Origin of the sequence: Mycobacterium sp. (genome assembly GCF_049683355.1) — a bacterium.
In the GTDB taxonomy this organism is placed as follows: Bacteria; Actinomycetota; Actinomycetes; order Mycobacteriales; family Mycobacteriaceae; genus Mycobacterium.
In genome coordinates this window covers 1-18,801 of sequence record NZ_JBAUJB010000364.1, presented here as the reverse complement: position 1 = coordinate 18,801, position 18,801 = coordinate 1, and the positions used below count along the sequence as shown (strand labels likewise).

19 protein-coding genes and 1 pseudogene are annotated in these 18,801 nt (G+C 67.7%); 11 read left to right on the top strand and 9 right to left on the bottom strand.

Translation table 11 applies throughout. The features are described from left to right. Positions 1-2: 2 nt before the first annotated feature. Positions 3-242: pseudogene (locus WA944_RS20940) on the top strand (SDR family NAD(P)-dependent oxidoreductase); the annotation flags it as partial. A 55-nt stretch (positions 243-297) separates the two neighbouring features. Beyond that, positions 298-699, top strand: coding sequence for an SDR family oxidoreductase (locus WA944_RS20935; protein WP_526370906.1), 402 nt, complete (start codon positions 298-300; stop codon positions 697-699). 36 nt (positions 700-735) lie between these two features. Here WA944_RS20935 and WA944_RS20930 read toward each other — a convergent pair whose 3' ends face one another. Together WA944_RS20930 and WA944_RS20925 are read right to left on the bottom strand one after the other, a co-directional pair. Then, positions 736-1,206, bottom strand: coding sequence for a hypothetical protein (locus WA944_RS20930; RefSeq protein WP_526370904.1), 471 nt, complete (start codon positions 1,204-1,206; stop codon positions 736-738). Between the two features lies 1 nt (position 1,207). Further along, positions 1,208-2,401 (bottom strand): 3-ketosteroid-9-alpha-hydroxylase subunit A, encoded by a 1,194-nt coding sequence (locus tag WA944_RS20925; RefSeq protein ID WP_526647311.1) that lies wholly within the window; start codon positions 2,399-2,401, stop codon positions 1,208-1,210. Positions 2,402-2,603: 202 nt separating this feature from the next. Between WA944_RS20925 and WA944_RS20920 the strand changes: the two genes are divergently transcribed. Together WA944_RS20920 and WA944_RS20915 are read left to right on the top strand one after the other, a co-directional pair. After that, the gene (locus WA944_RS20920) at positions 2,604-3,860 is read left to right on the top strand and encodes an MFS transporter (RefSeq protein WP_526608303.1); all 1,257 of its coding nucleotides are present in this window, start codon (positions 2,604-2,606) and stop codon (positions 3,858-3,860) included. Between the two features lie 4 nt (positions 3,861-3,864). Then, positions 3,865-4,452, top strand: a complete 588-nt coding sequence (locus WA944_RS20915; RefSeq protein ID WP_526647310.1) for a TetR/AcrR family transcriptional regulator — start codon at positions 3,865-3,867, stop codon at positions 4,450-4,452. Positions 4,453-4,455: 3 nt separating this feature from the next. Here the strand turns inward: WA944_RS20915 and WA944_RS20910 are convergent, their stop codons facing one another. Then, the gene (locus WA944_RS20910; protein WP_526647309.1) at positions 4,456-5,460 is read right to left on the bottom strand and encodes an SDR family NAD(P)-dependent oxidoreductase; all 1,005 of its coding nucleotides are present in this window, start codon (positions 5,458-5,460) and stop codon (positions 4,456-4,458) included. Between the two features lie 93 nt (positions 5,461-5,553). Between WA944_RS20910 and WA944_RS20905 the strand changes: the two genes are divergently transcribed. Next, positions 5,554-6,150 carry a TetR/AcrR family transcriptional regulator gene (locus WA944_RS20905; protein WP_526375282.1) on the top strand — a complete coding sequence of 199 codons (597 nt, stop codon included), beginning with the start codon at positions 5,554-5,556 and terminating at the stop codon, positions 6,148-6,150. Here WA944_RS20905 and WA944_RS20900 read toward each other — a convergent pair. Genes WA944_RS20900 through WA944_RS20885 form a run of 4 tightly spaced genes read right to left on the bottom strand, consistent with a single transcriptional unit; the run spans position 6,147 to position 10,285 of the window. Then, positions 6,147-7,028: a TIGR03619 family F420-dependent LLM class oxidoreductase gene (locus WA944_RS20900; RefSeq protein WP_526608297.1), complete on the bottom strand. Its 882-nt coding sequence runs from the start codon at positions 7,026-7,028 to the stop codon at positions 6,147-6,149. The two genes, WA944_RS20905 and WA944_RS20900, sit on opposite strands and share 4 nt — an antisense overlap. Before the next feature lie 5 nt (positions 7,029-7,033). Beyond that, positions 7,034-8,215: a thiolase family protein gene (locus tag WA944_RS20895; protein ID WP_526375278.1), complete on the bottom strand. Its 1,182-nt coding sequence runs from the start codon at positions 8,213-8,215 to the stop codon at positions 7,034-7,036. Beyond that, the gene (locus WA944_RS20890) at positions 8,215-9,279 is read right to left on the bottom strand and encodes a beta-ketoacyl-[acyl-carrier-protein] synthase family protein (RefSeq protein WP_526375276.1); all 1,065 of its coding nucleotides are present in this window, start codon (positions 9,277-9,279) and stop codon (positions 8,215-8,217) included. Before WA944_RS20890 ends, WA944_RS20895 begins: the two co-directional genes overlap by 1 nt. 13 nt (positions 9,280-9,292) lie before the next feature. Continuing rightward, positions 9,293-10,285, bottom strand: coding sequence for a Zn-ribbon domain-containing OB-fold protein (locus WA944_RS20885; protein ID WP_526375274.1), 993 nt, complete (start codon positions 10,283-10,285; stop codon positions 9,293-9,295). 67 nt (positions 10,286-10,352) lie between these two features. Here WA944_RS20885 and WA944_RS20880 point away from each other — a divergent pair, with 67 nt between their 5' ends. From WA944_RS20880 to WA944_RS20870, 3 genes are all read left to right on the top strand, one after another. Next, complete coding sequence (locus WA944_RS20880) at positions 10,353-11,393, top strand: LLM class F420-dependent oxidoreductase (protein WP_526375272.1); 1,041 nt, start codon at positions 10,353-10,355, stop codon at positions 11,391-11,393. 97 nt (positions 11,394-11,490) lie between these two features. Then, positions 11,491-12,183, top strand: a complete 693-nt coding sequence (locus WA944_RS20875) for an acetoacetate decarboxylase family protein (protein ID WP_526375286.1) — start codon at positions 11,491-11,493, stop codon at positions 12,181-12,183. Positions 12,184-12,204: 21 nt separating this feature from the next. Continuing rightward, positions 12,205-13,467 carry a cytochrome P450 gene (locus WA944_RS20870; protein WP_526647308.1) on the top strand — a complete coding sequence of 421 codons (1,263 nt, stop codon included), beginning with the start codon at positions 12,205-12,207 and terminating at the stop codon, positions 13,465-13,467. Positions 13,468-13,485: 18 nt separating this feature from the next. Here the strand turns inward: WA944_RS20870 and WA944_RS20865 are convergent, their stop codons facing one another. Then, positions 13,486-14,295: a crotonase/enoyl-CoA hydratase family protein gene (locus WA944_RS20865; RefSeq protein WP_526375268.1), complete on the bottom strand. Its 810-nt coding sequence runs from the start codon at positions 14,293-14,295 to the stop codon at positions 13,486-13,488. Positions 14,296-14,365: 70 nt separating this feature from the next. Here WA944_RS20865 and fadD19 point away from each other — a divergent pair, with 70 nt between their 5' ends. Further along, positions 14,366-16,024: a medium/long-chain-fatty-acid--CoA/3-oxocholest-4-en-26-oate--CoA ligase gene (fadD19, locus tag WA944_RS20860; protein WP_526372133.1), complete on the top strand. Its 1,659-nt coding sequence runs from the start codon at positions 14,366-14,368 to the stop codon at positions 16,022-16,024. After that, the gene (locus tag WA944_RS20855; RefSeq protein ID WP_370332141.1) at positions 16,024-17,145 is read left to right on the top strand and encodes an NAD(P)H-dependent flavin oxidoreductase; all 1,122 of its coding nucleotides are present in this window, start codon (positions 16,024-16,026) and stop codon (positions 17,143-17,145) included. The genes fadD19 and WA944_RS20855 overlap by 1 nt, the downstream gene beginning before the upstream one ends. On the opposite strand, the gene WA944_RS20850 is transcribed toward WA944_RS20855, so the two are convergent. Next, positions 17,142-18,245 (bottom strand): DNA alkylation repair protein, encoded by a 1,104-nt coding sequence (locus WA944_RS20850; RefSeq protein ID WP_526647307.1) that lies wholly within the window; start codon positions 18,243-18,245, stop codon positions 17,142-17,144. The two genes, WA944_RS20855 and WA944_RS20850, sit on opposite strands and share 4 nt — an antisense overlap. Before the next feature lie 50 nt (positions 18,246-18,295). Here WA944_RS20850 and WA944_RS20845 point away from each other — a divergent pair. Then, a partial coding sequence (locus WA944_RS20845; RefSeq protein WP_526647306.1) for a thiamine pyrophosphate-binding protein occupies positions 18,296-18,801 on the top strand: 506 nt, incomplete at its 3' end.

Sequence of the window (18,801 nt, the reverse complement as noted above, 5' to 3'; positions counted from 1 at the left end):
GTATCGGCCAGGCGCTGGCCGCCGGTCTGCTGCGCGCGGGCGCCGACGTCGTCACCCTCCAGCGCGCGGTGCCCGGCCCGGAGTTGCACGCCGTCGCGGCGGAGCACCGGCGGCGGTTGTCCCACCACGGCATCGACCTCGCGTCTGAGGACTCGATCACCGAAGCGGTCACCTCCGTGCTGGCTGCCGGCCGCGTCGACATCCTCGTCAACAACGCCGGGACCCAGATCCGCCACGATGCCGTCGAGTTTCCGCTCGCGGATTTCGACACCATGCTGGCCGTCAACCTTCGGTCGGATGTTCCAGCTGTGCCAGGGTTTCGGCGCGCCGATGGTGCAGCGGGGCGAGGGAAAGATCATCAACCTCGCGTCGCTGTTGAGCTTTCAGGGCGGGTTCCGGGTGCCGGCATACGCGGCCGCCAAAGGCGCGGTGGCGCAACTGACCAAGGCGCTGTGCAACGAGTGGGCAGGTCACGGTGTCAACGTGAACGCCGTCGCGCCCGGCTATGTGAGCACCGACATGAACGAAGCGCTGATCGCGGACAGCGCGCGAAACGAGGCGATCTCGGCGCGGATACCCGCCGGCCGGTGGGGGACGCCCGACGACATGGTCGGTGCCGTTCTGTTCCTCGCGTCCCGGGCGGCGGACTACGTGCACGGCGCGGTGATTCCCGTCGACGGGGGTTGGCTGGCGCGGTGAGCGACAGCCGGTGTCACCGGTGCCGGCGGATCCCGCTCAGCCGTCGCCGGGTGCCGGGGCGGTGGACACCTCGTCGAGGCATCCCTCGGCGACAGCGTGCTTGATGCTGTCGGCCAGTCGCGGGCACGATCTCGCCCTCGCAGGGTCGCCACCGGACTCCCGGATCTCGGCAAAATGCGCGCATCGCTGTGACGCCTGCACGTTCCACTGCACCGCCGTGTGCTGGGGGCCCAGTTTCTTGACCGCGACCGACACGTGGCAGAAGCGGCAGTCGATCGGCACCAGCCCGGATGTCAGGTACCGCTCCCGGTCCCGTGCGGTGCTCTCGCGCACTGCGGCGGCTCGCTCCGGGTCAGACGCGAAATCCGGTGCCTTGCGCCAGGATCCGCTGTTGTTAGTTTCACCGCCGGACCCGTGCTCGTGATCGTCGTCGTCATGGCCGCCGTGGAGCAGCAGCATCGACCGGGCCAGCCGATCGACGTCCGGTGGTCGTCGGTCCGTGGTCATGTCATGACACCTGGGGTGAGTGCTCCGCGTCTTGGGTGCCCTCGGACTCCTCGGACTCCTCGGCCTGACGCCTGAGGTTCTCCTCGACCTCGACATTCCACTTCTCGTTGGCCGCCGAGGTGTCGACCTCCATCTCGAAGCGGTCGGTCATCTCAGCGGTGACGTCGGCGGCATCCACATAGAACTGCTGGTACCAGCGGCGCATCTGGTAGACCGCGCCGTCCTCCTCGACCAGCAGCGGATTGTCGATGCGGGTCTTGTGCTTCCAGATCTCGACGTCCTGCAGGAACCCCTTGCTGACACCGTCGGTGAACACCCGCGCCAGTTTGTCGGAGGTCTTCTCGTCGACGCCCTTGGGCTTCTCGGCCATCACACCCCACTGCAGCATGAACGAGTCCTGGGTGACCGGGTAGTGGCAGTTGATCAGAATGGACTCCGCTTTGTAGCCGCCGTAGTTGTTGTGCAGCCAGTTGATCATGAACGACGGCCCGAAGTACGAGGCTTCCGAGTCCAGATGCGCCTCGCCGTAGGTGGTCCCCATGTCGGTGATGTCCGGGCGGCCGACGTTGTGCAGGTACTGGCTGGCGATGTGGCCTTCGAACACGTTCTTGAAGTACGTCGGCAACCCGTAGTGGATGTAGAAGAAGTGCGCCATGTCGGTGACGTTGTCGATGATCTCGCGACAGTTGGAACCCTCGATGAGCATCGAGTTCCAGCGCCAGTCGGTCCACTGGTCGTCGGCGAACTCGGCGATCTCGGGGATCCGGACCTCGGGCTGCGGCGGGTTGCCCTCGTGGTCGTGCCAGACGAACAGCAGCCCGCCGCGCACGTCGGTATGCCAGGCGCGGGTGCGCGCCAGCCGCGGCGTGCGCTTGGCGTACGGCACCAGCTTGCACCTGCCGTCGCCGCCCCAGCGCCAGTCGTGGAACGGGCAGGCCACCTCGTCGCCCTTGAGGGTGCCCTGGGAGAGGTTTCCGCCCATGTGGCGGCAGTAACCGTCCAGGACCTTCAGCTCGCCCTGGGAGTCGGCGAAGACGACGAGCATGGTGCCGAAGATCTCGACGCCGTGCGGCTTGCCGTCGCGGTAGTCCGTGACCGGGCCGAGGCAGTGCCAACCCCGGGCGTACCGGTCGGGTAGCGCGCCGGTGTCGATCTCGCGGATACCCGCGCTTCCCGCGGATGTGTCAGTACTCACGGTGGGCCTCCCGTATGTGTCTCGAATTAGAACACGTTACAGTTTTTCTGCTCATCGGCGCAATCCAATGACGGTTTACCTGCGGTAAGTGTTGCGAACACCACTGCACTGGTCAGTGAGTACCCGTTCGGCGGACCCTTGCTGCCCGACTCTGCGGCTCATATATAGTGGACAAAGTGTTCAGTAATGAAGGGTGTCGACGGTGACGGCACTGATCTCCCAGCAGCCGGTCGAGACCGGAACCCGTGGCCGGCCCCGGCAATGGCTCACGGTGGCCGCAGCGACCTGCGCGATCGCGTGGGGCGGCAACGAGTTCACGCCGCTGCTGGTGATGTACCGGTCCAACGGCGCTTTCTCGGCCCTGACCGTGGACCTGTTGCTGTTCGCCTACGTGCTCGGCATCGTGCCGGCGCTGCTCATCGGTGGCCCGCTGTCCGACCGCTACGGCCGTCGTCCGCTGATGTTGCCCGCCCCGGTACTGGCGGCGCTCGGTTCGTCGATCCTCGCCGTGGGGGCGGATTCGGCGCTGCTGCTGGCCGTGGGCCGGGTGTTCAGCGGAATCGCGCTCGGACTGGCGATGGCTGTCGGTGGCGCCTGGCTCAAGGAACTGTCCAGTCCGCCGTGGGAGGACGGGAACGCCGGCGCCCGGCGTGCCGCGATGAGCCTGACAGCCGGGTTCGGCCTGGGCGCCGGAGTGGCCGGGACGCTGGCGCAGTGGGCGCCGGCGCCGACGGTGCTGTCCTATGCGGTCAACATCGTGCTGGCGCTGGCCGCCGCCGCGCTGCTCACCGCCGCCCCCGAAACCCGTTTCCCCCGCCGGAACGGTATTCCAGCAGCGCGTCACTCGACTTTTTCCGCCTGGAATACCGTTCCGGCGCAGGTTCGGCACCGCAGCTTCCTGCTCGTGGTCGTGCCCGTAGCCCCGTGGGTGTTCGGCGCAGGTGCGTCGGCCTACGCCGTGTTGCCCGCACTGATGGCGGACCGCGTAGCGGCGGCCCCGATCGCGTTCTCGGCGCTGATGTGCGTGGTCACCCTCGGGGTGGGCTTTGCCGTCCAGCACCTGGGGCGCCGGCTCCGTACCGGCGGACGGCGCGGCGTGGTGATCGCCCTGGTGCTGCTGGTCCTCGGGATGGCGACCGCCGCCTGGGCGGCTGCGGTGCTGACGGTCTGGGCCGCGCTGGCCGCGGCCGCGGTGCTCGGCGCCGGGTACGGGATGGCGCTGCTGGCGGGGCTGCAGGAGATCCAGCGCATCGCGGATCCCGACGATCTGGCCGGGCTGACCGCGGTGTTCTACGGGATCAGCTATCTCGGCTTCGCGGTGCCCGCCGCGTTGGCCTTTCTGTCCCAGCGGTGGGCGGTGCTGACCTACCCGGTGATGTTCGGCGCGGGTGCGCTGGCCGCGGCGGCGTGCCTGGTCGTCGTGGCCCTGGGAGCGAAGCGGCAGCCCGCAATAAGCTAGGCGGATGGGGCCTACTCAACGCCGCGGTCGGCCGCGCAGCGAGACCGTGCGGGGTGCCGTGCTCGAAGCCGCGGCCGCGCTCGCCCTCGACGGTGGACCCGCCGCGGCCACGGTCGAAGCCATTGCCCGGCGCGCCGGGGTGAGCCGAACCACGATCTACAAGTGGTGGCCCTCGGCGGCGGCGATCGTGCTGGAGGGTCTGCTCGACACGGTGCGCGATTCCATCACCCGACCGCCGGGCAGCACGGCGGTGCAGGCGGTGACCCACCACGTCAGCGCGCTCAATTCGATCCTGGCCGACCCTGCCGTCGGTCCGCTGCTGCGCAACGTGATCGCCGCGTCGCCCTCCGACCCCGCCATCGAGCGGGCGCTGCTCGACCAGTGGATCACCCCGCGGCGCGCGGCCGTCGCGGTGACCCTGGGGGAGGCGGTCGACCGCGGGGAACTGCCCGCCGACACGGACGTCGAGGTGGCGGTCGACGCCCTGGTCTCGCCGCCGTACTACCGGCTGATGTTCGGGATGGCACCGCTGGATGGAGAAGCCGTGGACCGGCTGGTCCAGATGGTGTGGCACGGCTGCAGGACGCCCTGACTGTCACCTCGTGAGGAGTTGTTCGCTCATCTCCCAGAGCCGCCGGGCCGAGTGTGGGTCGATGGCGTGCGGCGCAACCTCGGCGGGGATGTCCAGATCGGGACTGTTGGTCATCGGTCGGTCCTCGCGGTCCACGGGGGAGATGTCGCTGTCCTTCAGGTAGACCCCACCGATATCTGCCAACAGCGGACTGGCCGCGGCGAAGACGATCGTGGCCGCTCCCTGCGCGGCGGTCTTGCGGCCGTGCTCGGGAATGATGATCGGCTGTCCGGCCTCGTCGATCAGACCCATCGCCCGAAGCGCGTCCTCGCCGACGGAGCCGTTGAGGTTGGTGCCGACCACCACACCCGGGTGCGGGGCGTAGCCCCGGATGCCGTCGTCGGACCAACGACGGTCCAGCTCCACGGCAAACAGGACATTGGCCGTCTTCGACTGTGCGTACGCGGTCCCTGCGTCGTATCCGGTGACAAAGTGCACGTCATCCCAATGGATGTCGGACAGCCGGTGGGCGCCGGAGGTGACGCTGACCACCCGGGATCCGCCTGCGGCGCGCAGGGCCGGGTACAGATCCAGTGCCAGCTGGAAATGGCCGAGGTGATTCGTCGCGAACTGGGCTTCGTAACCGCGACCGTCGACCATCCGTTGGGCAGATGGGGGCATTCCTGCGCAGTTGACCAGGATGTGCACGGGTCGGCCGGTGTCGAGCCACCTGGTGGCGAAGTCGGTGATCGACGCCGGTTCGAGCAGGTCGAGTCGACCGACCTCGACGCGGTCGAGCCCCTCGACTGCGGCAGATGCGCTGGCAGGGTTTCGGGCACCGACGAGAACCGAGGCACCGGCTCTACTCAGGGCGCGGGTGGCCTGCAGGCCGATGCCCGAGTGTCCACCGGTCACCACCGCGTTGAAGCCCTCCAGGCTGATGCCGTCGAGGATCTCGTCCGCCGTGGCGGCCGCGGAAAATCCCGATCCCAGTGGATGCTGGTTATGGTGCAGGGTCTCAGGGGACATGCTTACCCTCCTCGATGTCGAGACGACGGATAACCGGAGCAGTGTTCCGAAACGATATGGAACAAAGTTCCGCCTTAGTCAAGGAAAGGGCGGATGGGCGACCGGTCAGCGGCGGGTGACGGCCATGCGCGGCGTCGGGTGCGGGCTGACGCCCAGCGCAACATCGTGGCGGTGGTCGACGCCGCCAAGGCGGTGTTCGCCGAATCCGGTGTTGACGCGCCGGTCCGGGAGATCGCCTCGCGAGCGGGCGTCGGCGTCGGGACTGTCTACCGGCACTTCCCGCAACGCTCCGATCTCGTCGTCGCGGTGTTCCAGAAGGAGATCGATGCGTGTGCCGGCGCGGCTGACCACCTCGGAGCCGCCTACGAACCGGACGAAGCGCTGGCGAGGTGGCTGCGCCGCTACACCACGCTGATCGCCACCAAGCGAGGACTGGCTGCCGCGCTGCACTCAGGCGATTCGGCGTTCGACGCGCTGCCCGGCTACTTCGACCAACGGATGGAACCTGCGCTGAGTTCGCTGCTCGATGCCGTGGCGACGGCAGGCAGGATTCGCGCCGACGTCGCGCCGGGCGATCTCCTGCGTGCAGTGGGCAACCTGTGCCTGCCTGCTGACGCCGAGTCGTCGGGGCACGCCGACCGGATGGTGGACCTGCTTCTCGACGGGCTGCGTTACCGGTCCGGTGGCTAGCGGTCCTGCCAGCCCGAGTGGATGTAGGTGTCGGCGAACCGTTTCAGTGAATCCTTCTTCTTCTCGATCGGAGCGTCGAAGCCCAGGCCGTCGAAGACCCACGGGGTCACGATGTTGTCGGTGACGCCCGCCTCGGCCAGCTCGCGGTGCCCGTCGATCCCGAACTTGTCGATGCAGACCGCCTGGAACTCGAACGGCTGGTCGGCACGGCCGAACTCGGCGCGCAGCGCATTGATCTTCCCGATGGTCTCGGCCAACTGGTCGCCGGTCATCATCGCGCTGGTCCAGCCGTCACCGACGCGCGCGGCGCGTTTGAGTGCGACGTCGGTGTGCCCGCCGACGTAGAACGGGACGGGCGCCTTCGGCGCCGGACTCATCTGCAGGCGGTCGAAATCGTAGAACTCGCCGTGGAATTCGACCATGCCGCCGCCCAGGACGAGCTTGATCACCTCGATCATCTCGTCGACCCGCTTGCCCCGCTTTGCGTAGGGCACCCCGCACCATTCGAACTCCTCCGGCGCCCAGCCGATCCCGACACCGAACCCGAACCGGTCACCGGTGAGGTTCGCAACCGAGCCGACCTGCCGGGCCAGTAGCAGTGGGTTGCGGGAGCCGAGCTTCATCACGTTCGTGTAGAACCGCAGTGTGGATGTCACCGCTCCCATCGCGCCCGCGGCGATGAGCGGATCCACCCACGGTGTGTCCTCGTTCCACATCCGCGAGCCGTCCGGCGTGTACGGATAGTCGGCGGCCTGCTTTTCCATGTAGAACAGCGAATCGGGAAGCGCGATCGAGTTGAACCCGACTTCCTCTGCGGTCCTGGCGATCTCGACGAGCTGATCCACCGGCCCCATGGCGACGCTGCAGGTGTACTGCATCCGTGTCACGGCTTGGCTGCGGGCTTCTCAGCGCCGACCACCCACATCGAGTAGTACTGCGCGCCACCGCCGTAGGCGTGGCCGAGGGCCTTGCGGGCGCCTTCGACCTGGTGCGCACCGCCCTTGCCCATCACCTGGATGGCCGCCTCGGCGAATCGGATCATGCCCGACGCGCCGATCGGATTCGACGACAGCACCCCGCCCGACGGGTTGAACGGGATTCGGCCGTCCATCGCGGTCTCCCCGGCCTCGGTGAGCTTCCACCCCTCGCCCTCGGGCGCAAAGCCGAGGCTCTCCAACCACATCGGCTCGTACCAGGAGAACGGGACATAAACCTCTGCGACGTCGATCTCGTCGATGGGGCTGGTGATCCCGGCCGCCTTCCACAGAGCGGCCGCGGCATCGCGACTCGCCTGGGGGTTGACCTGGTCGCGTCCGGAGTACGCGAGCGGTTCGGTGCGCAGCGCGGTGGCGTGGATCCACGCCACCGGATGACCTTCGGCCACACGCGCATCGGCACTGGCCTCGTCACCGATGACCATCGCCGCCGCCCCGTCGGAGGACGGACAGGTCTCGTCGTAGCGGATGGGGTCCCACAGCATCGGGGACTCCATCACCTTCTCCAGCGTGATGTCGGGCTGGTGCAGATGGGCGAGAGGATTCCTGGTGCCGTTGAGCCGGTCCTTCACCGCGACCATCGCCCCGATGTGGTTCGGCGCTCCGGAGCGCCGGATGTAGGCGCGGACGTGTGGCGCGAAGTAGCCGCCCGCGCCGGCGCCGACGGGCTTGGTGAACGGCACCGGAATGCTCAGCGCCCACATGGCATTGGATTCGGACTGCTTCTCCCACGCCATCGTCAGCACCCGCCGGTACTTGCCCGCCTGCACCAGGCTTGCCGCCACGACCGCGGTCGAGCCACCGACCGAGCCCGCGGTGTGCACCCGGATCAGCGGCTTGTTCGTCGCCCCGGTCGCGTCGGCCATGAACAACTCGGGCATCATCACGCCCTCGAAGAAGTCCGGTGCCTTGCCCACCACGACGGCGTCGATGTCGGCCATCGTGACCCCCGCGTCGGCCAGTGCGCGGTCGATGGCCTCACGCACCAGGCCGTTCATCGAGACGTCCTTGCGCTTGGCGACGTACTTCGTCTGACCGGCGCCCAGGACGGCTGCAAGCTTCTTGGTCATTACTTTCCCTCCAGGACCGCGACCAGATTCTGTTGCAGTGCAGGCCCGCTCGTCGCATGGGCGAGCACCCGCGAGGCGTTGCCCTCGAAGATGTGCCTAGCGGCGAAACCGATGCGCTCCAGTCCTGCCGAGAACATCGGATTGGCGGAAAGTGCACCGCCGGACGGGTTGATCTTCGTCGACCCGCCCAGACCGATCGCCTCTTTGAGGATCAGCTGCTGATGGCTGAACGGGGCGTAGAGTTCGGCGATCTCGATGGATCCGGGGTCCCCGCCGGTCGCTGCGTGCGCCGAGGCCGCGGTCGACGGCGACGTGGTCAGATCCCGCGCGCCCAGTACGGGGGTCTCGATGCGGTGCTCGATCCCGGTGATCCACGCGGGACGGTCCCGCAGCTCGCGGGCACGGTCACCGGAGGCCAGCACGATCGCCGACGCGCCGTCGGTGATCGGGGCGATGTCGTGGCGGCGCAACGGATCTGCGAAGTACGGGCGCTCAAGCAGTTCCTCGACGCTGTTGGCCGGCTCCACCGAGTCGGTCCGCGGTGCGGCCGCCATCGCCTCGAGCGCGACCTGGGCCATCTGCTCGGCGGTCCACTTGCCCGAGTCCAGCCCGAACCGGGCCTGCAGCCCGGCCATGCTGACCGAATCGGGCCACAGCGGGGCGACGGTGTAGGGATCGGTCTGCAGCGCGAGCACCCGACGCAGGATGCCCGCCGAGGACTTGCCGAATCCGTAGACCAGCGCGGTGTCGACCTCACCGGTGAGCAGCTTGATGTAGGCCTCGTACAGCGCCCAGGCCGCGTCCATCTCCACGTGCGACTCGTTGATCGGCGGCACCGCACCGATCGAGTCGATAGCGGAGATGAACGAGAATGCCCGGCCGGCAAGGTAATCGGAGGATCCGGAGCACCAGAACCCGATATCGGTCTGTTTGAGACCGAGCTCGGCGTAGATTTCGGCGAAGCACGGCATCAGCATCTCGACGCCATTGGTGGTCCCGTCGGTGCGCCGGACGTGAGGTGCATGGGCGAAGCCGACTACGGCAACTGAGTTCTCTGAGGTCATTGCGGAGCCGCCTTTACAGATGCTTCTTGTAGGAGTCGTACTCGGCGTCGGGATCCCCCGTCGGCCGGAAGTACTCGATGTTGTCGATGCCCAGGCCCCACTCCTCGCGCGGCTTCCACACGGCCTTCACCCGCATGCCCATCCGCACTTTGTCGGCCTCGATGTCGGCAACCAGGTGCAGCACCGGGATGTCGGCGCCGTCCAGCAGTACGTAAGCCGCCACGTACGGGGGCTTGATGCGCTGACCGGCGAACGGGATGTTGATGATCGCGAACGTCGTCACCGTGCCCTCGTCGGAGAGCTCGATGAACTCGTCGAGCGACTGGCCGGTCGCCGGATCCGCTTCGCGGGCAGGGAAGTACACCTTGCCGCCAGCCCCTGTCCGGCCCCCTAAGAGCTTGCCGTTCTCCAGCGCCCGCAGGAAGGCGCTCTCGGCGTGCGATGCGGTGTGCTGGATCTCGATGCTGCTCGGCGACACCTGGATGGTCACCGGATCCAGGCCCTCGGCGGGCGGCGGCACCTCCTCGGGCTGATCGCCCAGTCCGAAGTACGCGATGTCGGTGATCGCGCCGATGGTCTCGTCGACCCAGTGCGCGTGCACCCGGGCGCCGGTGCTGATCGCCTCCGACGACGGCGCATCGACGGCGTGCAGCATCGGGGTGTCGGCGCCGTCAAGCTTGATCAGCGCCCACGCGAACGGGCGATCCAACGGCTGACCCTCCAGCGGCTCGGACTGCCACGTCCACGACAGCACCGTTCCGACGCTGGCCACCGGCACGACCTCGGTCAGGGCCTCGTAGGTGACGGGGTCATACTCAGCGGGCGGAACGTGCACCCGCCCATCGGACCCCCGGACGCCGACGATGCGTCGCTCCCGGAGGGCGGTGAAGAACTCACCGAGGAGTGGTCCTACTGAACGGGTGTAGTCGAAGGACAGCTTCAACGGCGCCGAAAGTGGCGGCTCATGGGGATCGATCTGCACCGGGCTGCTTTGGCTGGCGGTCACGGCATCGAGTAGAACAGGTTCTAAGAATGGATTCAAGGACGGGTCTGAAGGGTCGGGTGGCGAAGCGATGAAACTGGGACTTCAGCTGGGATATTGGGGCGCACAACCGCCGACCAACCACGCCGAGCTGGTGGCGACGGCCGAGGAGGCCGGGTTCGACACCGTGTTCACCGCGGAGGCGTGGGGGTCGGACGCCTACACGCCGCTGGCGTGGTGGGGGCGCGAGACCACGCGGATGCGGCTGGGCACCTCGGTCATCCAACTGTCGGCGCGCACCCCCACCGCGTGTGCGATGGCGGCGTTGGCCCTGGACCATCTCTCGGGCGGCAGGCACATCCTGGGTCTGGGGGTGTCCGGGCCGCAGGTGGTCGAGGGCTGGTACGGGCAGAAGTTCCCGAAACCGCTGGCCCGCACCCGGGAGTACGTCGACATCCTGCGCCAGGTGTGGGCGCGGGAGGCGCCGGTGCACAGCGACGGTCCGCACTACCCGCTGCCGCTCAGCGGCGAGGGGACCACAGGTCTGGGCAAGAACCTCAAGCCGATCACCCATCCGCTGCGCGCCGACATCCCGGTGATGCTGGGCGCCGAGGGGCCCAAGAACGTCGCGCTGGCCGCCGAGATCTGCGACGGGTGGCTGCCCATCTTCTACTCCCCTCGCATCGCGGGGATGTACAACGAGTGGCTCGACGAGGGGTTCGCCCGTCCCGGTGCCCGGCGGACGCGGGAGACGTTCGAGATCTGCGCGACGGCCCAGGTCGTCGTCACCGACGACCGCGCCGAGATCATGGAGTTGATGAAGCCCCACCTGGCGCTCTACATGGGCGGCATGGGTGCTGAGGACACCAACTTCCACGCCGACGTCTACCGGCGGATGGGCTACGCCGAGGTTGTCGACGACGTCACCAAGCTTTTCCGCAGTGACCGCAAAGACGAAGCGGCCAAGGTGATCCCCGACGAGCTCGTCGACGACTCGGCGATCGTCGGTGACCTCGGCTACGTGCAGGAACAGATCAAGGCGTGGGAAGCCGCCGGGGTCACGATGATGGTGGTCGGTGCACGTTCACCCGAGCAGATCCGCGATCTGGCAGGTCTGGTCCAGAAAGCGTAGACACTTCTTGCAGGTTGTCTAGAACACGTTCTAGATTGAGGGTGTGACCGACCACACGCTGTCCTCGCAGTACACCATCGCCGACACCGTTCTGACGATGCCGGTGCGCGTCCGCACCGCGTATCAGCACACCGCGATGTTTGTCGTGGACGCCGACGCCGCCCAGCGGATGGTCGACTACAGCGGACTGCGGGTCTGCCGGTTCGGGAAAGGCAACGGCCGGGCGCTGGTAGTGCTGATGCTGATGCGCTACGAGGACACCGACCTCGGTCAGTACTACGAGTACGGCACCAACGTGATGGTGAACCCGCCCGAGACCCCCGACGCCACCGGGCTGCGGGCACTGCAGTCGGCGGGCGCGTTCGTCCACCACCTTCCCGTCGATCAGTCGTTCACGCTGGAGGCGGGCCGGACGATCTGGGGTTATCCGAAGGTGATGGCCGATTTCACCGTCCGCAAGGGACGCCGGTTCGGGTTCGACGTGACCATCGGCGGACAACGGGCGGTCAGCATGGAGTTCAGCCCGGGCCTGCCCGTGCCGTCGGCGTTCACCTCCGGCAGACAGGTGCACAACACCTACTCGTCCATGGACGGCGTGATCCGGGAGACGGCCGGGGAGATGCTGCTCAGCGGGGTGCGTTACCGACCCGGGGGTGTCGAGGTGCGGCTGGGTGACCACCCGTACGCGGCCGAACTCGCCGCGCTGGGATTGCCGAAACGGGCGCTGATGTCCAGTTCGGCTGCCGATGTCGACATGACCTTCGGCAACGCCCGCCTGATCACGCCATAACCAACGACCACCAGGAGCGCCATGACGTCCACCACCCCTGCTGCCGGAACCGGTTTGGCCACCGGCATCGACGTCGATCTCGCCGACGGCCGCTTCTACGCCGACGGCCCGGCGGCACGCGAGGCGTACAAGTGGATGCGTGCCAACCAGCCCGTGTTCCGGGACCGCAACGGTCTGGCCGCCGCCACCAGCCACCAGGCGGTGCTCGACGCCGAACGCAACCCCGAGCTCTTCTCCAGCGCCGGCGGCATCCGCCCGGACCAGCCGGGAATGCCGTACATGATCGACATGGACGATCCGGCTCATCTGCTGCGGCGCAAACTGGTCAATGCCGGTTTCACGCGGAAGCGGGTGATGGATCGGCTCCCGGCGATCGAGGCGCTGTGCGACACGCTCATCGACGCGGTGTGTGAACGCGGCGAGTGTGACTTCGTCCGCGACATCGCCGCGCCGCTGCCGATGGCGGTCATCGGCGACATGCTCGGGGTGCTGCCCGAAGAGCGCGACATGCTGTTGGAGTGGTCCGACGACCTCGTCGGTGGACTGAGTTCACACGTCGACGAGCTGACGGTGCAGAAGTTGATGGACACCTTCGCCGCGTACACCGCCTTCACCATGGACGTCATCGCCAAGCGTCGTGCCGAGCCCACCGACGACCTGTTCTCCGTGCTGGTGAACTCCGAGGTCGAGGGGCAGCGGATGTCCGACGACGAGATCGTCTTCGAGACGCTGCTGATTTTGATCGGTGGTGACGAGACGACCCGCCACACGCTCTCGGGCGGCACCGAGCAGCTGCTGCGGCACCGCGACCAGTGGGACGCCCTGGTGGCGGATGAGCGCTCGCGCGAAGACCGTGGGGGACATCGTGAGAAGCTGCCTGCCGCGATCGAGGAGATGCTGCGCTGGACCTCGCCGGTGAAGAACATGTGCCGGGTGCTCACCGCGGACACCGAGTTCCACGGCACCGAGTTGCGCAAGGACGAGAAGATCATGCTGATGTTCGAGTCCGCCAACTTCGACGAGAGCGTGTTCGGGGACCCCGAGCAGTTCCGTATCGATCGAAACCCGAACAACCACCTGGCTTTCGGCTTCGGCACCCACTTCTGCCTGGGCAACCAACTGGCCCGCCTGGAGCTGTCGAAGATGACGAGCCGGGTGCTCGAGCGGTTGCCCGACCTGCGGCTGGCCGAAGGGGCCGAGGTGCCGCTGCGGCCGGCCAACTTCGTCAGTGGTCCCGAAGCGATGCCGGTGGTGTTCACCCCGACCCAGCCGGTCCTGGCCTGACGTCTCGCCGTTCCGGCGCTACTTCATCTGGAAGTTGGGGGCGCGCTTCTCCTTGAACGCGCGCGGACCTTCTTTGGCGTCCTCGGACAGGAACACCGGGATGCCGTTGGCGGTGTCGGGCTTGAACGCCTGCTCCTCGTGCATCCCCTCGGACTCGCGGATGGTCTTGAGGATCGCCTGCACCGCAAGCGGACCGTTGTTGTTGATCACCTCGGCGATCTCGAGTGCCTTGTCGAGCGCGGTGCCGTCGGGCACCACATAACCGATCAGCCCGTACGCCAGCGCCTCCGCGGCAGTGATGTGACGGCCGGTCAGCAGCAGATCGCAGGCGATGGTGTACGGGATCTGACGGGGGAGCCGAACGGCGGACCCGCCCATCGGGTACAGGCTCCACTTGGCCTCGGAGATCCCGAACTTGGCGCTCTCACCGGCGACCCGGATGTCGGTGCCCTGCAGGATCTCTGTTCCGCCGGCGATCGCGGGTCCTTCGACGGCGGCGATCAGCGGCTTGGTCAACCGCCTGCCCTTCAGCAGGCCCTCGATCTTCGACGGGTCGTAGCTGCCGTCCTTGAACGAATCACCCGGCGGCTTCGCGGTGGCGGCCTTGAGGTCCATGCCCGCGCAGAAGTAGCCGCCGGCGCCGGTCAGGATGCAGGTGCGGATCTCGGGATCGTCGTCGACCCGGTTCCACGCGTCGACCATGATCGAGAGCATCTCGGTGGAGAGCGCGTTGCGCGCCTCGGGCCGGTTCAGCGTCAGGATCAGGGTGTGTCCGCGCTGCTCAATGAGGGCGTCGGGGGCCTTTTCCGATGTCTTGTCGTCACTCACGGACTAGTCCGCCTTCCAGCGTCGATGCCACAGACTTGTCTGGAAATGTAACACGTTCTAGTTTAGAGCTGTGGCTCTGAATATCGCCGACCTCGCCGAGCACGCCATCGACGCTGTGCCTGACCGCATCGCCCTGATCGGGGGTGACAGTCAGCTGACCTACGCCGAGTTGGAGGAGAAGGCCAACCGGCTGGCGCACTACCTGATCGACCAGGGGGTGAAGAAGGACGACAAGGTCGGGCTGTACTGCCGAAACCGCATCGAGATCGTCATCGCGATGCTGGGCATCGTCAAGGCGGGCGCGATCCTGGTCAACGTCAACTTCCGCTACGTCGAGGGCGAACTCAAGTACCTGTTCGAAAACTCCGACATGGTGGCCCTGGTGCACGAGCGCCGCTACGCCGACCGCGTGGCCAACGTGCTGCCCGAGACCCCGAAGGTCAAGACGGTCCTGTCCATCGAGGACGGCACAGAAGATCCAGCCGGCGATTTCCACCAATACGGTGCCGTGGAGTTCTACTCGGCGCTGGAGCAGAGCTCACCCGAGCGTGACTTCGGTCCGCGCAGCGCCGACGACATCTACCTGCTCTACACCGGCGGCACCACCGGCTTCCCCAAGGGAGTGATGTGGCGCCACGAGGACATCTACCGGGTGCTGTTCGGCGGCACCGACTTCGCCACCGGCGAGCCGATCGCCGACGAGTACGACCTGGCCAAGCAGGCCGCCGCGAACCCGCCGATGGTCCGGTACCCGATTCCGCCGATGATCCACGGCGCCACCCAGTCCGCGACCTGGATGTCGCTGTTCTCCGGCCAAACCGTGGTGCTGGTGCCGGAGTTCGACGCCGACGAGGTGTGGCGGACCATCGCCACCCACAAGGTGAACCTGCTGTTCTTCACCGGCGACGCGATGGCCCGCCCACTCATCGATGCGTTGCTCGCCCACCAGGAGAAGGGCAACGAGTACGACCTGTCGTCGCTGTTCCTGCTCGCCAGCACCGCGGCGCTGTTCTCCACCAGCATCAAGGAGAAGTTCCTCGAGCTACTGCCCGACCGGATCATCACCGACTCCATCGGATCCTCGGAAACCGGCTTCGGCGGCACCAGCGTCGTCGCCAAAGGGCAGTCGCACACCGGCGGGCCCCGGGTGACGATCGACAAGAACACCGTGGTGCTCGACGAGGACGGCAACGAGGTCAAGCCCGGGTCCGGGGTCCGCGGCATCATCGCCAAGCGCGGCCACATCCCGGTCGGGTACTTCAAGGACGAGAAAAAGACCGCCGAGACGTTCAAGACGATCAACGCTGTGCGGTATGCGATTCCCGGTGACTACGCCCAGGTCGAAGCCGACGGCACGGTGACGATGCTGGGCCGCGGCTCGGTGTCGATCAACAGCGGCGGTGAGAAGATCTACCCCGAGGAGGTCGAGGCCGCGCTCAAGGGCCACCCCGACGTCTTCGACGCGTTGGTGGTCGGTGTGCCCGACCCGCGCTTCGGTCAGCACGTCGCCGCCGTCGTGCACGCCCGGGAGGGCACCAAGCCGACCCTGGCGGAGCTGGATGCGTTCGTGCGCAAGGAGATCGCCGGCTACAAGGTGCCGCGCAGCCTGTGGTATGTCGACGAGGTCAAGCGTTCGCCCGCGGGCAAGCCGGACTACCGGTGGGCCAAGGACACCACCGAGGAGCGTCCGGCTGACGATGTGCACGCCAAGCACGCGGAGGCGAAATGATGCGTACCGAGCTGTGTGACCGCTTCGGCATCGAATACCCGATCTTCGTCTTCACGCCGTCGGAGAAGGTGGCCGCGGCCGTCACGAAGGCCGGAGGACTCGGCGTCCTGGGGTGCGTCCGGTTCAACGCCGCCGACGAACTCGAGAGCGTCCTGCAGTGGATGGACGCCAACACCGACGGCAAGCCATACGGCGTCGACATCGTGATGCCGGCCAAGGTGCCGACCGAGGGCACCAGCGTCGACATCAACAAGTTGATCCCGCAGACCCATCGCGAGTTCGTCGACAAGACCCTCGCCGACCTGGGTGTGCCGCCGCTGCCGGAGGACGACGAGAAGTCCGAAGGTGTTCTGGGGTGGCTGCATTCGGTGGCGCGTAGTCACGTCGAGGTGGCGCTGCGGCATCCGATCAAGCTGATCGCCAACGCACTGGGCTCACCGCCCAAAGATGTCATCGACCAGGCGCACGAGGCGGGGGTGCCGGTGGCGGCGCTCGCCGGTTCCGCCAAGCACGCGCTGCGGCACGTCGAGAACGGCGTCGACATCGTCGTCGCGCAGGGTCACGAGGCGGGCGGTCACACCGGCGAGATCGGCTCGATGGTGTTGTGGCCCGAAATCGTCGACTCCGTGGACGGCAAGGCGCCCGTGCTGGCGGCCGGCGGCATCGGCACCGGACGACAGGTCGCGGCTGCGCTGGCGCTCGGCGCGCAGGGTGTGTGGATGGGTTCGGCCTTCCTGACCTCGGCCGAATACGACCTCGGGGTCCGGCTGGATTCGGGCCGCTCGGTGGTGCAGGAGGCCATGCTGAACGCGACCTCTGCCGACACCGTGCGCAGGCGCATCTACACGGGCAAGCCGGCGCGGCTGCTCAAGAGCCGGTGGACCGACGCCTGGGACGCCGACGGGGCGCCCGAGCCGCTGCCGATGCCGCTGCAGAACATCCTGGTCAGCGAAGCGCATCAGCGGATGAGCGACTCCACCGATCCGACCGCCGTGGCCATGCCCGTCGGACAGATCGTGGGCCGGATGAACGAGATCCGCCCGGTTGCCGACATCATCGCCGAACTCGTCGCCGGCTTCGAGGAGGCCACGAAACGACTGGACGGCATCCGCGAGCGCTAGCCTGGTAGGAGCTCGAAATGGGCTTGGCTGGAAGCGATTCCGTTCACGCGGATGTCGATGGCGTGCGGGCCCGGGTAGTAGCGCCGGGTGGTGATCGGGCGCAACGAATGCTCCTTGGTGACGGTGACCCGCTCACCAGGGCCGAGCGTGCGGGTGGTCAGCTTGAACACCTTGGGCGTCTGACCGCCGTTGGCCTTGCGGTGATGCACCGCGTAGTCGATCGCCAGCCGTGCCGGCTGGTCGCCGTCATTGCGGATCGTCGCGGAGAACCTGACGCTTCCACCGAACGGCACCGTCGCCCGGTCCACCACCGGTCCGTCCACCTCGACCGTCACCGCCCCGAAGCCGAGTAGCTGCAACGCATCCGGGTGCCCGCGTTTGACCAGAGTGCGTAACCCGTGGCGCACCACAGCGGCGGTGTCGGCCTCCGGGGCGGCAAGCCAGCGCCGTGCGGCGCTGACCACGAGGTCGGCGTGGTCGCGGCTGAGATCGTTGAGGTGGTTGGCCACCGAACGTCGCACTGCCGGATCGGGGTCGCGGTACAGCGAATCCAGAATCCACACGGTCGCACCGGGTCTGGCGGTGAACTGCGGAACCCGGGTCGCCCACGGCAGATACGGCCGGGTCCCCTCGGACGCCAATCGGCGGACCGCGGCGTCCGGTGAGGTGGTCCAGGCGCTGATGAGCTCCAGCGCCCGGCCCGTGTCATGGCGCAACAGCGCCCGGACCGCGAACTCCGCGCTCAGCCGTCCGGTCAGGTCGGCAAGAAGCCCCATCGCGTCGTCGAACGCCGCACGACCCCCGTCGGCAACAGCCCGGTCTGCGATCGCGGTGGACACCGGCCAGATCAGCCAACCGTCGAACGGAGCGGCGCCGTCCCGCGCCGACCGCACCACCGCCGCCAGCGTCGCGAAATCGCCCGGGATGTCGATGAGCAGCGCGTCGCGCAACAGGTCGGCACGGGAGCGCAGCGGAAGCGCCGCCAGGGCGGTGCGGGCGGCCCGCAGGGCAACCAGCGGGTTCTGCGGGGTCGCACCTTCGATGGCGGTCATCAGCGCCGCTGCCGTCCTGTCGTTGATCAGCTCTTCGGCCAGCGGCATGTCGCGATGGTAGCCACCGACTCCGACACGGCGGCGTAGGTTGGCTCGGTGTGAACGGTGCCCGAGCCCTGCTTTCCACTCTCGTCGACAGCGGGGTCGACGTGTGTTTCGCCAACCCCGGCACCTCGGAGATGCACTTCGTCGCAGCGCTGGACGCGGTGCCGCGGATGCGGGGTGTGCTGACGTTGTTCGAGGGCGTGGCGACGGGCGCCGCCGACGGATACGCCCGGATGGCCGGCACACCGGCGGCGGTGTTACTGCACCTCGGACCGGGTCTGGGCAACGGCCTCGCCAACCTGCACAACGCACGCCGGGCCGGTACCCCGATGGTCGTCGTCGGCGATCACGCGACCTACCATAAGCGGTACGACGCCCCGCTGGAATCCGACATCGACGCGCTGGCCGGCACCGTGTCCGGGTGGGTGCGGCGCACCATCAGGACCGATGACGTCGGCGCCGACGCCGCTGACGCCGTGAGCGCCAGTCGCGGCGGGATGGTCTCGACGCTCATCCTGCCGGCCGACGTGTCGTGGACCGCCGGGGCACACGCCGGCGC

Excerpts from the sequence above, each read along its gene's own strand:
- WA944_RS20900 (WP_526608297.1), bottom strand. The coding sequence starts at position 7,028 with ATGCAGTACACCTGCAGCGTCGCCATGGGGCCGGTGGATCAGCTCGTC.
- WA944_RS20915 (WP_526647310.1), top strand. The coding sequence starts at position 3,865 with ATGGGGCCTACTCAACGCCGCGGTCGGCCGCGCAGCGAGACCGTGCGG.
- WA944_RS20935 (WP_526370906.1), top strand. The coding sequence starts at position 298 with ATGTTCCAGCTGTGCCAGGGTTTCGGCGCGCCGATGGTGCAGCGGGGC.
- WA944_RS20850 (WP_526647307.1), bottom strand. The coding sequence starts at position 18,245 with ATGCCGCTGGCCGAAGAGCTGATCAACGACAGGACGGCAGCGGCGCTG.
- WA944_RS20890 (WP_526375276.1), bottom strand. The coding sequence starts at position 9,279 with ATGACCTCAGAGAACTCAGTTGCCGTAGTCGGCTTCGCCCATGCACCT.
- WA944_RS20870 (WP_526647308.1), top strand. The coding sequence starts at position 12,205 with ATGACGTCCACCACCCCTGCTGCCGGAACCGGTTTGGCCACCGGCATC.
- WA944_RS20880 (WP_526375272.1), top strand. The coding sequence starts at position 10,353 with ATGAAACTGGGACTTCAGCTGGGATATTGGGGCGCACAACCGCCGACC.
- WA944_RS20875 (WP_526375286.1), top strand. The coding sequence starts at position 11,491 with ATGCCGGTGCGCGTCCGCACCGCGTATCAGCACACCGCGATGTTTGTC.
- WA944_RS20910 (WP_526647309.1), bottom strand. The coding sequence starts at position 5,460 with ATGTCCCCTGAGACCCTGCACCATAACCAGCATCCACTGGGATCGGGA.
- WA944_RS20930 (WP_526370904.1), bottom strand. The coding sequence starts at position 1,206 with ATGACCACGGACCGACGACCACCGGACGTCGATCGGCTGGCCCGGTCG.
- WA944_RS20855 (WP_370332141.1), top strand. The coding sequence starts at position 16,024 with ATGCGTACCGAGCTGTGTGACCGCTTCGGCATCGAATACCCGATCTTC.
- WA944_RS20895 (WP_526375278.1), bottom strand. The coding sequence starts at position 8,215 with ATGACCAAGAAGCTTGCAGCCGTCCTGGGCGCCGGTCAGACGAAGTAC.
- WA944_RS20905 (WP_526375282.1), top strand. The coding sequence starts at position 5,554 with ATGGGCGACCGGTCAGCGGCGGGTGACGGCCATGCGCGGCGTCGGGTG.